General features: G+C 66.4%; 10 protein-coding genes and 1 riboswitch. Of the genes, 4 read left to right on the top strand and 6 right to left on the bottom strand.

Annotation, left to right across the window (positions count from 1 at the left end; genetic code table 11):
- Window position 1 precedes the first annotated feature (1 nt).
- Together QOL57_RS20815 and purU are read left to right on the top strand one after the other, a co-directional pair.
- Window positions 2–874, top strand: a complete 873-nt coding sequence (locus tag QOL57_RS20815; protein ID WP_089241493.1) for a hypothetical protein — start codon at window positions 2–4, stop codon at window positions 872–874.
- A 56-nt stretch (window positions 875–930) separates the two neighbouring features.
- On the top strand, window positions 931–1,782 hold the full coding sequence (gene purU, locus QOL57_RS20820) for a formyltetrahydrofolate deformylase (protein ID WP_089242006.1): 852 nt from the start codon (window positions 931–933) through the stop codon (window positions 1,780–1,782).
- Window positions 1,783–1,852: 70 nt separating this feature from the next.
- Here purU and pncA read toward each other — a convergent pair whose 3' ends face one another.
- The 4 genes from pncA to QOL57_RS20840 form a co-directional block, all read right to left on the bottom strand.
- Window positions 1,853–2,479: a bifunctional nicotinamidase/pyrazinamidase gene (gene pncA, locus QOL57_RS20825; RefSeq protein WP_089241491.1), complete on the bottom strand. Its 627-nt coding sequence runs from the start codon at window positions 2,477–2,479 to the stop codon at window positions 1,853–1,855.
- 57 nt (window positions 2,480–2,536) lie between these two features.
- Window positions 2,537–3,229, bottom strand: coding sequence for an epoxyqueuosine reductase QueH (locus QOL57_RS20830; protein ID WP_089241489.1), 693 nt, complete (start codon window positions 3,227–3,229; stop codon window positions 2,537–2,539).
- Between the two features lie 140 nt (window positions 3,230–3,369).
- A riboswitch (cobalamin riboswitch) is annotated at window positions 3,370–3,585 on the bottom strand.
- Between the two features lie 114 nt (window positions 3,586–3,699).
- A complete protein-coding gene (locus QOL57_RS20835) occupies window positions 3,700–5,109 on the bottom strand; it encodes a nicotinate phosphoribosyltransferase (RefSeq protein WP_089241487.1) in 1,410 nt (469 codons plus the stop codon).
- 80 nt (window positions 5,110–5,189) lie between these two features.
- Window positions 5,190–6,245 (bottom strand): bifunctional nicotinamide-nucleotide adenylyltransferase/Nudix hydroxylase, encoded by a 1,056-nt coding sequence (locus QOL57_RS20840; RefSeq protein ID WP_089241485.1) that lies wholly within the window; start codon window positions 6,243–6,245, stop codon window positions 5,190–5,192.
- A gap of 359 nt (window positions 6,246–6,604) precedes the next feature.
- Between QOL57_RS20840 and QOL57_RS20845 the strand changes: the two genes are divergently transcribed.
- Window positions 6,605–8,455 (top strand): patatin-like phospholipase family protein, encoded by a 1,851-nt coding sequence (locus tag QOL57_RS20845; protein WP_176429893.1) that lies wholly within the window; start codon window positions 6,605–6,607, stop codon window positions 8,453–8,455.
- Between the two features lie 79 nt (window positions 8,456–8,534).
- On the opposite strand, the gene QOL57_RS20850 is transcribed toward QOL57_RS20845, so the two are convergent.
- Both QOL57_RS20850 and QOL57_RS20855 read right to left on the bottom strand, forming a co-directional pair.
- Window positions 8,535–9,488, bottom strand: coding sequence for a DUF1028 domain-containing protein (locus QOL57_RS20850; protein ID WP_089241481.1), 954 nt, complete (start codon window positions 9,486–9,488; stop codon window positions 8,535–8,537).
- Window positions 9,489–9,767: 279 nt separating this feature from the next.
- The gene (locus QOL57_RS20855) at window positions 9,768–11,135 is read right to left on the bottom strand and encodes a short-chain fatty acyl-CoA regulator family protein (protein ID WP_089241478.1); all 1,368 of its coding nucleotides are present in this window, start codon (window positions 11,133–11,135) and stop codon (window positions 9,768–9,770) included.
- Window positions 11,136–11,249: 114 nt separating this feature from the next.
- Here QOL57_RS20855 and QOL57_RS20860 point away from each other — a divergent pair, with 114 nt between their 5' ends.
- Window positions 11,250–12,755 (top strand): CoA-acylating methylmalonate-semialdehyde dehydrogenase, encoded by a 1,506-nt coding sequence (locus QOL57_RS20860; protein ID WP_089241476.1) that lies wholly within the window; start codon window positions 11,250–11,252, stop codon window positions 12,753–12,755.
- The last annotated feature ends 11 nt before the right edge of the window (window positions 12,756–12,766 follow it).

Raw genomic sequence — 12,766 nt, forward strand, 5'->3', positions numbered from 1 at the left:
CATGCTGCTCCCCGGATGGATGCTTGTTCTAGGAGCTGCGTCCAGTATCAGCCCTGTATCCATGTGCAAGGCCGATACCTACACACAGCTGTTGAAGGCGGAGGCGACAACGCTGGATGCATCTGCACGTGATCGCATCGAGGCGCTGTCGCACATCTACGTTGCGGGTCGCAGGTCATCACGTGCAGTCGGCTGCAGAAACAAGGACCGCATCATCGAGGACCAGTTCAAGGCTGCGGCGCTGTTCGCCAACTACGTACCGGATGCCGAACCGCTGCGCAATGCGTTGGCACAGTACGGCCTGTTGGTCGAGCGCGGCACCGCCGGCGCTGAGCATCATCGCAGGCTGATAGGACTACACGTGGCAAGGGGCGATTTTGCCCAAGCAGAACGGTTGCGTCGCCAGTGGCTCAGTAACGTCCCGGCGCTTCCGCGGGTCCTTCCGGGCCGCTTTCCGCCCGGCCTGCCCGTGTACGCTGTCCAGGCTGACGGTTCCCTCGCTCGTGATTCGATACGGCTGAGCGGAGACCGGGTTGTTGCCATCGTTCATCCGCGTTGTGGCTACTCACGAAGAGCCCTGCAGAACATTGTCGCCCAGCCTGCCTATGAGGGGCTCCGCACTAAGCTGGTGTTGGTAGTGCCCAATGGCCCGCACTGGGCCGGCGATAGCATCGCCGAATGGAATGGACTTCATCCTGAGCTGCCGATGAGCGTGATGTACGTAGACAAGAGGTGGGCGGCTTTCGACCGTCAGCAGACTCCGGTCTTTCACCTTGTTCGCGAGGGTCGGGTCATTGAAACTGGAACCGGTTGGCGAGGTGCGGGGGAGGAACTTGCTCCAATCATGCGCGCTCCGCGCCTCGTCTCTAACTGATGGTTGCATTTGACAGCATCGTGCACCACGGGAGTGTGCTGCCCTACACTCGGGCGATGCGCCCCGATTCCATCCTCACCCTCTCCTGTCCCGACCGCACCGGCATCGTCTACCGCGTGTCGGGCCTGTTGTTCGACCACGGCTGCAACATCCTCGACGCCCAGCAGTTCGGCGACGAGGAGAGCGGTCGCTTCTTCCTGCGCGTGCATTTCGACTGCGATGCGGGCCTGCCGCTGGATACCGTGCACGCCGCGATGGCCGCACTGGCAGCGGACTTCGGCATGGACTGGCAGCTGCATGATGGGCGCCGCCGGCCGCGCCTGCTGGTGCTGGTCAGCAAGCAGGGCCACTGCCTGAACGACCTGCTGTTCCGTGCGCACAGCGGCCAGTTGAAGGTGGACATCGCTGCGGTGGCCTCCAACCATGCCGACTTCGCAGCGCTGGCGGCGTCCTACCAGGTGCCGTTCCACCACCTGCCGGTGAACGCGGACACGCGCGCGGCGCAGGAACAGCAGATCATCGACCTGGTCGAACGCGAGCGCATCGACCTGGTGGTGCTGGCGCGCTACATGCAGATTCTTTCACCCACGCTGTGCCGTGCGCTGGCGGGCAGAGCAATCAACATCCACCACAGCTTCCTGCCCAGCTTCAAGGGCGCGCAGCCGTACCACCAGGCGCACGCGCGCGGGGTCAAGATCATCGGCGCCACCGCGCACTACGTCACCGAAGACCTGGACGAAGGCCCGATCATCGAACAGGACGTGGCCCGCGTGGACCACGCGATGACTCCCCGCGAGCTGGTGCGGTTGGGCAGCGATACCGAATCGCAGGTGCTGGCGCGCGCGGTACGCCGGCACGTGGAGCACCGCATCCTGCTCAACGGGCACCGCACGGTCGTATTCCGGTAGTGCCGGCCGCTGGCCTGCAACTGCGGGGATCCAGGGGTTGCCGGCCAGCGGCCGGCACTACCGCCACGCGTCAGGCGACCGCAATCCTCGCCTTCGCCAGGGCCTCGCGCACCATGCCGTCGTTGGCATCGGTCACCGGGCGGGTCAGCTCCCACAGGAACTTCACCCGGAAGCCGGACTTGACCGCGTCCTGCGCACTCCACAGCACACAGTAATCGCGCGCCAACCCGCACACGTGCACCTCGCGGATCCCTCGTTCGTGCAGCCAGCCGGCCAGTCCGGTCGCCGGGCGCGTGCCGTCGGGGCCGTGGTTTTCGCGGAAGGCGCTGTACGAATCCACCTGCTGGCGGCTGCCCTTGCGCAGGATCAGGTCGGCCACGGTCCAGTCCACGCCCGGGTGCAGTGCGGCGCCCCCGCTGCCCTGCACGCAGTGGTCCGGCCACAGGGTCTGCGGCTGTGCGTGCAGCAGGATCGCTTCAAAGGGCAGATGCCCCGGATGCTGGCTGGCAAACGAGGCATGGTCGGCCGGGTGCCAGTCCTGGGTCGCCACCACGGTGCGGTAGCGTCGCTCGGCCAACAGTGCCGTGATCGGCGCCACCAGCGCATCGCCCTGTTCGCAGGCGAGGGCGCCACCGGGCATGAAGTCCGGCTGCAGGTCGATCACCAGCAGGGCGACATCAGCGGGCAGGGCAGTCATGGCAGATCCGGCACAACGGAAGAAGGGCGACCAGCGTGGCCGCCCCTTGCGCGCACGTCAATCGCTGCTGGCGGCGTCATTGTCCTGGCTGGCGGCGTCATTGTCCTGCCCGTAATACAGCAGGCCGATCTTGATGCGCTCGCGGCCGTTCTCGCGGCGGTGGCGGTTGGCATCGCGTAGCGAGTACACGCAGCCACAGTATTCCTGCTGGTAGAACTGCTCGCGTTTGCTGATCTCGACCATGCGGCTGGCACCACCACCCTTACGCCAGTTGTAGTCCCAGTACTGCAGGCCTTCGTAACGCGAGGCGGCGCGCACGCCACAGTCGTTGATCTGCGCCATGTTCTTCCAGCGCGAGATGCCCAGCGAGGAGCTGATGGTGTCGTAGCCGTGTTCGTGCGCGTACAGCGCGGTGCGCTCGAAACGCATGTCGAAGCACATCGTGCAGCGGATGCCGCGCTCGGGTTCGTTCTCCATGCCACGCGCACGGCTGAACCAGTTGTCGGTGTCGTAGTCGCAGTCGATGAAGGGAATGTTGTGCTGCTCGGCGAAGCGGATGTTCTCCTGCTTGCGCAGCTCGTATTCCTTCACCGGGTGGATGTTAGGGTTGTAGAAGAAGATCGCGTAGTCGATCCCGGAGGCGGTGATCGCCTCCATCACTTCGCCCGAGCACGGCGCGCAGCACGAGTGCAGCAGCAGTCGCTGGCCGTTGTCGGGAAGAGTCAGGGTGGGGCGTTGGAGCTCGGTCATCGTAGGGTGCGTGTGGGCGTGGGCAGCAGGTCTGGCCGGAAACCGTGAACAGGACGCGCGCGACCACACCGCCTGCACGTGCAGGACGACGATGGCCCCGGCAACCTCCCCGCGGAGATTCCAGGTCGAATCAGGGGACGGTCGTGTCCCCCGGCCGGGGCCGGTATTCGGGCTGATGGACACGGGTCGCGGCCCACCTACTACCTGCCGCTTCCCAGGCGCGAGCCCAGTGCTGTTGGCAGGATTCGTTTCCATTCACCGCTGCGGGGCAGCTCCGGAATGGGCGCGCGAGGCGCCTTCACCGGATTCCCGTTTAAATCCCTGTCGTCATCCAGACCACGGCAGGGATACCTTCGGCGCGCCCACGGTGGACGTGTTGACGGCGCCGGTCAAGGCCCAGGGGCCGGATCCCGCCGCCCCGCAACAGGCTCTGACCCCCAGCTGGATCCACGCCATGCGTGGATGGGTCCTCAACGCTGGGCAGCGGCCCGCGCGCGGATGTCATCCAGGCGCTGGTCGTGCAGCAGGCGGCCGTTCTCCCACACGGTCACCATCGCGTCCTCGAAGCCGACCGGCAGGGTGTCATCGCCATCGGCCGGCAGCGGCAGCGTGTGCAGGCTGCCGTCGTCCAAGCGGCGCAGCAGGCGCATACGGCCGCGCTTGCTGGCCTTGCCGGCATCGGTGACCGGATCCTTGTAGACGTCGATCCAGTCACCGTCCACCCGCGCTGCCGAGCACTTCAGTGCGAACTTCTGGGTATCGCGGTCCAGCCGCTGCAGCAGCGCGCCGCCCATGCCGAAGGCCACGTTGTCAGCCGAGTAGCCATCATCGGTGGTGCGCTGCAGGATCGCGCGGATCGTGTCCGGGTTGATGCCATCGCCCTGGATGACGCGGACGTGGTTGAGCACTTTGTAGCCCTTGCGGTTGATCGTGTGACCGAACGCGGCATCCAACCGCAGCAGGCTCTCGGCGACCACCTCGACCGGGTCGCCAGAATCCGGGCGGATGACCAGGGTGGCGCCGGAAGCGATCACTTCCTCGCGCAGGGTGGTACCCCAGTGTTCGCTGATGGCGCGGTAGATGTCATAGCTGTCCGACACCACCGCAACGATCGCACCGGGCGTGCCGAACTGGCGCAGCATGTTGCGGTACGCATCCACTTCGCGCTCGCGGCCCCAGCTGGTGATGGTGCTGTGTTCGGCGGCCGGAATCGAATAGCCCGCCATCGGCGCGTGATAGTGCGCACGTGCAAGGCACAGCGCCGACACCGTATCGGTGCCGAGGAAGTTGACCAGGTGCGCGGCACCACCCAGTGCGGCAGATTCCAGGCTGGAGACGCCGCGTGCGCCGAAGTCGTGCAGCTTGAACGGCAGTTGCCCCTGCGGGTCATCGCTGGTCTGCTGCAGGAAGCCGGCGATGGTCTGCCGTGCATGCCAGCTGATGGTCGCCACGGTGACCGGGTACCACACGCGCAGCAGCAGGGTTTCCAGGTAGGACGGCACCCAGAAGGCGGCGGGGTCGGTCGACTCGATGGTCATCAGTGCCTGCTGCGTGGGCACCACGCTGCCTTCGGGTACGGCGCGGATGCGTACCGGCAGATGGCCGCCGAGACGTTCGACGATATCGCGCCAGCCGGCTTCGTTGAACGGTTCGCCATGCGCGGCGAACAGTGCTGAGGCGTCGTCGATGTCGGCATGGGTGATGGGCCGTGCCAAGGCATCCTTGAGGATCGCCTGCAAGCCGAAGAACACCGTGCGATCGTGCAGGCCGCCGCGCGATTCCACGTAGAAGAACGTGGCGTCGGTACCCGGCGGGTACTGCAGCCAGTGGCTGGCCTTGTAGCTGTCGGTGTTGAGGAGAAGGTTATCGAGGTAATGCATGACGGAAGCTCCTTCGCGTCGAGTGGCACCGGCGGTCTGTCCGCCGGTGGGGGAAACGGGGTCTGCAGGGTCCGGACGGATCAGCCCCGGCCCAGGAAGTACTCCAGGATGTGCAGGTGGTCTTCAAACAGCTGCGGGCCCATGTCCAGCGCCTCGCTGACCGGAATCCAGCGCGCCTTGTCGGCGTCGTCGCCACCGCGCACCGCCGGCAGTTCGCCAGCGGGGAATTCGAAGTGGAAGGCATGGGTGATGGTGCGGCCGCGCTGGCTGCGCTCGGGGTGGTCGAACACCTGCTGGCCCTTCAGCGAGCCTTTCAGCACCGGCAGTGGAATCTTCAGCCGGGTTTCCTCGCGCAGTTCGCGCAGGCAGCTGGCGAGCAGGCTCTGTTCCTGGCCGACGAAGCCGCCGGGCAGCGCCCACAGGCCCTTGCCCGGTGCCGAACGACGGCGGACCAGCAGTACGTGGCCCGAGTGCACGACCACCGCATCGGTGGTGACGAAGGTCGGTGCGTATGGCGCATCCTTCCAGGCGGCCTTGTACTGCTCGATGAAACGGTACTCGGTCACCAGCTGCGCGTAGGCCGGTGAGCTTCTGCGGAACGCCTCAAGCATGTCGTACACCGGTGCCGGTACATTGCCGCGCAGCATCAGCAGTGCACCGTGGAAATCCACGTCGCCGGCTTCGAACAGGTAACGGCGCAGCTCGGTAGCCGACAAGGTAGCGGTGTGCTGCACGTCGACCAGCGGCCATTGCGGGAACTCCCGCAGGTAGTAGCTGGAAGCATCCTTGTCCATGCCGATCAGGCCGACCTTCGCATCGGGTGCGGCGCCATCGTTGCGCAGGGCCTCGGCTACATGACGCTGCACGCTGGCGATCCACTGGGCTTCGTTGTACAGGTGGTCACGCAGTGGCTGGATCAGCAGGCGATCGGCGTTGCCATCGAGGGCGGCCTGGATCATCACGGCGCGTTCGGCCACGGTCCAGGGATTGCGCAGGCTGCGGGGGGTATCGGCAGAGCCGACCAGGAAGATCAGCTTGCGGGCCCTGCTCAGGGCAAGGCGGGCAACGGCGGCATGGCCGTTGTGGAAGGGCTCGAAACGCCCGATGAAGACGAGATAGTCGAATTCCATGAGAATCCCTCATGTCGTTGTGGCAGCCACGGGTCTGTCCCTTGGCTTGATGCAGATGCTACGCCTTCGGTGCGGCCGGTCAAGTATCCGCCAGTGGCGCCAGACAGCTGCCAGCACGGTGTGGTGGCTGCCTGCCGGCGACGTGCCTGCACAACTGCGGCGGTGGTCTCAGGCGGTGAGAGGGCTCCACGTCATACTGCATTCCTGGCGTTGGATGGGAGCCTTTCACACGTTCCCGTGCCCCGCGTCCAAGCGCTATGGCAATGACAGGCAGGTCTCACCGGTCCAGGGATGGCAATACGCGCTGCGGCGCGCCGTTGGCAAGCGGAGGAAGGGTAGTGGCGGACAAGTACTGCGATCTGGTCATGAAAGGCGGTATCACCAGCGGCATCGTGTATCCCAACGCGGTGCTCGCACTGGCCCGCGAATACCGTTTCAAGAGCATCGGTGGTACCTCGGCCGGTGCCATCGCCGCTGCCGTGGCCGCCGCTGCGGCATATGGCGACCGCCGCCAGCAACTGGGCGAACACCTGCCTGGCGACGCCGGCTATGGCGGCCTTTCAGCGGTGTCGGCACAGCTGTCGCGGCGTGGATTCATCTACAGCCTGTTCCAGCCCGCCGCTGGCGCGCGCGCGGCGTATCGGCTGCTGGTGGTGCTGACCGGCAATGCAGGTTGGCCGCGCAAGCTGCTGTGCCTGGCCATCGCGGTGTTTCAGATCGCGCCGCTGGAAGTGCTGGTGTCGCTGGCACTGCTGCTTGGCCTGGGATGGTGGGGCGGTGGCTGGAGCGGCGTGGCGGCGACCCTGCTGCCGTCGCTGTTGTGTGCCTATGGTGCAGGTGTAGCCGGGGCCGCGCTGCGCGTGGCACGGGTGGCGCGACGCAACCTGCTGGGGCTGTGCAGTGGACTGAGCCGGGACGCAGGCACGCCGGCGCTGACCGAGTGGCTGCATGAAAGCCTGCAGCAGTTGTCAGGCAAACCGATGGATGCACCGCTGACCTTCGCCGATCTGCACGACGCGCCGCGTTATGCAGGCGAGCCGCACAGTCCGCATGCGATCACCCTGCAGATGATCACCACCTGCGTGTCGCACAATGAACCGCGCACATTGCCGCTGGGCGGCGCGCAGTTCTGGTTCCTGCGCGAGGAATTCGAGCAGCTGTTTCCGGCCAGCGTGGTGCAGTGGATGGTCGACCATGCTGGTCCGCCGCGCGAGGTTGAAGGCCGCAACTATTACCACCTGCCGCAGGGCGCATCGCTGCCGGTACTGGTGGCCACGCGCATGAGCCTCAGCTTCCCGCTGCTGATCAGCGCGGTGCCGCTGCATGAGCCCTCGCGTCGCGAACGTCGCTGCGAGCCGACATCGACGGCTACAGGTGAGGCCGGGCACAACGTGGCCGACAGCATGGAAGGCCTGACCAGCGCAGGCCAGGCCTGCGGTCCGGTGATCACCGCGTTCCGGGTGTGCTGGTTCTCCGATGGCGGCATCAGCAGCAACTTCCCGATCCACCTGTTCGATGCGGCGCTGCCGCGCTGGCCGACCTTCGCCATCAACCTGGTCTATCCGCAACGCCCCGAGCCGGTGGTGCGCGAGAGCGACAGCCGCCAGGCGCTGGAACGCTCGGTGTTCCTGCCCACCGAGAACCGTCATGGATGGCAGCGGCATTACCAGTCCATTGCCACGCCACTGGCTGCCGGCGAACTGGGCCGCTTCCTGTTTGCGGTGGTGGCCACCATGCAGAACTGGCGCGACCTGCTGCAGGCGCGTGCGCCCGGTTATCGCGACCGCATCGTGCATGTGAGCCTGCAGGGCGACGAGGGCGGCATGAACCTGGACATGCCACAGGAGGTGCTGACCCGCATCGCCGACAAGGGCAGCCTGGCCGGCGCACGTTTCTGTTCGTTCTCGTTCGAGAACCATTACTGGATCCGTTGGCGCAACCTGGCCTCGGCCTACCAGCGCTACACGCTGGAGATATCGCGCACCGACGATCCGGCGCAGCAGGTGCTGGCCTATCGCGCGGCCTATGCGATGGTGGCCACAGGCACGCCGCCACCACCGTCCTACAAGCTGGGTTCGGAAGACAAGCGGATGGCGTCGCAGCAGCTGTGGGGGTTGATGGTGGAGCAGGGGCGCAGCTGGGATGATCTTGGCCCCGACCTCACCGACGGCTCGCCACGGCCGTTGCCGCAGATGAAGGTGACGCCGATCTATTGATCGTTGTCCGGTAGCGCCGGGCCATGCCCCGCGGCCTTTCGTACCGCTGCGCTCGCCGGGCATGGCCCGGCGCTACCGGCTATCGCCACGGCTCCACCACCGCATCGCCCTGCAACGGCGCATACAGCGGCAGCGCCAGTTCCTGCTTCACCCACCCGGGGTTGAGCGCGCGCAATCCCGCCAAGTACTCGCGGGCCAATGCGGCTTCACCGTGCGACATCGCCAATCGCGCGGCACGCGCCCACGTGCGGTCCCAGCCATGCGCGAGCGCCAGCGATGTGGCCAGCGATGCGCGCGCAGCCGCAACGTCACCGCGTTGCCACTGCTGCTCAGCGCGGATGATCGCGTCGTTGGACAGGCGCATGTCGTACAACTCGCGCAAACGCGCCACGGCGCGCGGGTCGGCATCCACGCGCAGGTCGGTGTCCTGCCAGTCGCCGCCGGGTGTGCGCGCCAGCAGCGCCGCCGACCATTGCCCGCTGCGTTGCCCGCCTGCCGCTTGTCCTGCTTCCAGCGCGGCCAACAGCCGCGCGGCAAGCTCACCGTGTGTGGCCGCAAACGCGCGTTGCATCGCCGCCAGCACGTCCGGCCCGGCCAGCCCGTTGCCTTGCACGCTCACCTTGCCCTCGCCAACGGCACCCGCCCAATCGGCCTGCTGTGCGGTGGCGCCGGTGTACTGCGCGTTGCCGCCACGCGCACTGACCAGCCCGACCTGGCGCTCGGCGATGGTGGTGCCATCGAAGTCGCCATCCTCGTCCAGCAGCTGCTTGAGCACCTGCGCCGGCGTGCGCCCTTTGGCCAGCAGCGCCAGCCCCTTCGAGCCATAGGTCGGATTGGTTTCGAACTGGCTGGCGACCGCGCCGACCTTCGCCTGCGCCCACAGCACACCGACACCGCCGACGGCGAGGTTGTGGGTGGCCACCGCCACGCCGCAGTCGCCGGCGTCGTTACAGGCGGCAATCGAAAAGGTCGCCCATGCCGGTGCAGCGACAGCAGCGAGCAGCAAGGCCAGGCAAGAACGCAACAGGCACATGGGGCATCTCCAGGGCAGGCATTGCAATGGGATGCAGCCTACGCGCGGAAGGTTTAGTAGATCCACGCCATGCGTGGATGAATCTCCATCGAAATCGAATAGTCGACAATTCATCGAAGAGCATCCACGCATGGCGTGGATCTACCGTGTCGACCAAGGTCGACACCCACCAAAAGCAGGCCATCCCACGGAATGCCCGCTGTTGCTGTTGAGGTTGCCGGCCAGCGGCCGGCACTACCGCTTCGGCGGGTGCAGGGCGCAGCCCTGCCGAACCAACCCCTACCTTCCCGGCAACTGGGTAAACGCGCGCTGCATGCAGTCCTCGCGCGGGCACACCCGGCAGCCCGGCCCGATCGACACTGAATTACCCGGGCTCTGCACGTCCAACCCCAGCGAATACACCAGCCTGTCGGCATGCTGCAGGTCGCAGCCCAGTGCCACCGCGAAGGTCTTGCGTGGCCGGCCGTGGCCCACCGGGCCGCTGCTTACCTGCCGTGCCAGCCAGAAATGGCGGCGGCCATCGGGCATGCGCGCGGTCTGGGTGAGGATGCGTCCGGGCTGGTTGAACGCCTCGTAGACGATCCACAACGGGCACGAACCACCCACCTGCGAGAAGTGGAAATCGGTGGCCGAGTGGCGCTTGGACACGTTGCCGGCGCGGTCCACGCGGATGAAGAAGAACGGCAGGCCGGGTGCGCTGCGGCGTGCCAGCGTACTCAAGCGATGGCAGACCGCCTCGAATCCCACGCCGAACTGGTGCGCCAGCAGCTCGATGTCATAGCTGCTGACCTCGGACGCGCGCAGAAAGCGCATGTACGGCATCACCAGCGCGCCGGCGAAATAGTTGGACAGGCCGATGCGCGCCTGTGCGATGCGCGCATCGTCGCTGAAGCCGGCGCGCGCGATCACCGCATCGATCTGCGGCAGATAACCGCGCAGTGCCAGCTCGACCGCCATCTGGAACGCCTGTTGGCCCGGCTCCAGGTAATCGGGCAGCCACAACGTACGGCTGCCGGCATCGTACTGGCGCTTCTCGCGCCCGGCCTGCAGCGCGGCCACTTCCACCAGCACCCCGTGGCGGTCGGCCAGCAACTGGCGCAGCCGTGGTGCCACGTGTCCCGGCGCCAGCCCCCATTCGGCGAACAGCTGCTCGGCCAGTTCATCCAGTTCGGGGATGTGGTTGTGCATGCGGTTGAAGAACTCGCGCACCTGGTCACCGGCCGGCAGCGTGCTGCCCACGCCCGGCTCGCCCAGCTGGAACTCCAGCGCGGCGGCATGTTCGCGCAGCGCCAAGTGGCGGCGGTGCAGGTCCAGCAGCGCGCGGCTGACCTGCGGCAGGTTGCCGGCCAGCGCGCGCAGTTCGGTGGCGCTGACGTCGGCCAGGCCCAGGTCGCGGAGGGTCTCGCCCAGTGACTCCTGCAGCGCGGCGGGCTCATTGTCGTCGAACAGGATGGAAACATCGCCCAACACCTCGCCCAGCTTCTTCTGCACCGCAGGCGTCAGCGGGCGCTTGTTGCGCTCGATCTGGTTCAGGTAGCTGGGCGACAGCCCCAGTGCGCGGGCAAGGTCGGCCTGGCTGTAGCCGCGCTGCTCGCGCAGGCGCAGTAGACGCAGACCGAGTTGGCGCTGGGGGGCTGAATAATTCACAGAATTAACAGGAATCGTGGCGGGCATTGGCCAGATTAAGCGGATTCAGCCCGGAAATCGAGGTGCATGCTGTGAATAATGCCAAGCATCTTTCGCACCCCGTGGATTGTCGTCATGACTGTTGCAGCGCCCCGTATCCGCATGCTGATCGATGGCCAGTTCGTTGAATCGGCCACCTCCCACTGGCAGGACGTGATCAATCCGGCCACCCAGGACGTGCTGGCCCAGGTGCCGTTCGCCACCACGGGTGAAGTCGACGCCGCCGTGGCCGCCGCCAAGGAAGCCTTCAAGACCTGGCGCAAGACCCCGATTGGTACCCGCGCGCGCATCTTCCTGAAGTACCAGCAGCTGATCCGCGAAAACATGAGCGAGCTGGCGCACATCCTCACCGCCGAACAGGGCAAGACCCTGCCGGACGCCGAAGGCGATGTGTTCCGCGGCCTGGAAGTGGTCGAGCACGCAGCCGCCATCGGCAACCTGCAGTTGGGCGAACTGGCCAACAACGTGGCCAACGGTGTCGACACCTACTCGATCATGCAGCCGCTGGGCGTGTGCGCAGGCATCACCCCGTTCAACTTCCCGGCGATGATCCCGCTGTGGATGTTCCCGATGGCCATTGCCACCGGCAACACCTTCATCCTCAAGCCGTCCGAGCAGGACCCGATGGTCACCATGCGCCTGGTCGAGCTTGCCCTGGAAGCGGGCATTCCGAAGGGCGTACTGAATGTCGTCCACGGTGGCGAAGAAGTGGTCAACGCGATCTGCGACCACCCGGACATCAAGGCCGTTTCGTTTGTGGGTTCCACCCGCGTCGGCACCCACGTGTACAACCGCGCCTCGCTGGCCGGCAAGCGCGTGCAGTGCATGATGGGCGCCAAGAACCACGCCGTGGTGCTGCCGGACGCCAACAAGGAGCAGACCCTCAACGCGATGGTCGGTGCTGCCTTCGGTGCGGCCGGCCAGCGCTGCATGGCCGCCTCGACCCTGGTGCTGGTCGGTGAAGCGCGCGGTTGGGTACAGGGCCTGGTCGAAAAGGCCAAGACCCTGAAGGTCAGCGGCGGCACGGTCGCCGGCACCGACGTCGGCCCGGTCATTTCCTGCAGCGCCCGCGATCGCGTCGAAGGCCTGATCGCCTCGGGTGTGGAGCAGGGCGCCAAGCTGGTGCTCGACGGCCGCAAGCCGCAGGTCGATGGGTTCGAGAAGGGTAACTTCGTCGGCCCGACCATCTTTGCCGGTGTCACCACCGACATGCGCATCTACCAGGAAGAAATCTTCGGGCCGGTGCTGGTCATCCTCGAAGCGGAAACGCTGGATGAGGCCATCGCGATGGTCAACAGCAACCCGAACGGCAACGGCACCGCGCTGTTCACCCAGTCCGGCGCCGCTGCACGTCGCTTCCAGGAGGACATCGACGTCGGCCAGGTCGGCATCAACGTGCCGATCCCGGTGCCGGTGCCGCTGTTCTCGTTCACCGGTTCGCGCGCTTCCAAGCTCGGCGACCTGGGTCCGTACGGCAAGCAGGTAGTGCTGTTCTACACGCAGACCAAGACCGTCACCGCGCGCTGGTTCGACGACGAGACGCTGAGCCACGGCGTCAACACCACCATCAGCCTGAAGTAAGGGCAGGAGCA

It is taken from the genome of Stenotrophomonas sp. yr243 (assembly GCF_900184195.1).
Taxonomy (GTDB): Bacteria; Pseudomonadota; Gammaproteobacteria; order Xanthomonadales; family Xanthomonadaceae; genus Stenotrophomonas; species Stenotrophomonas lactitubi.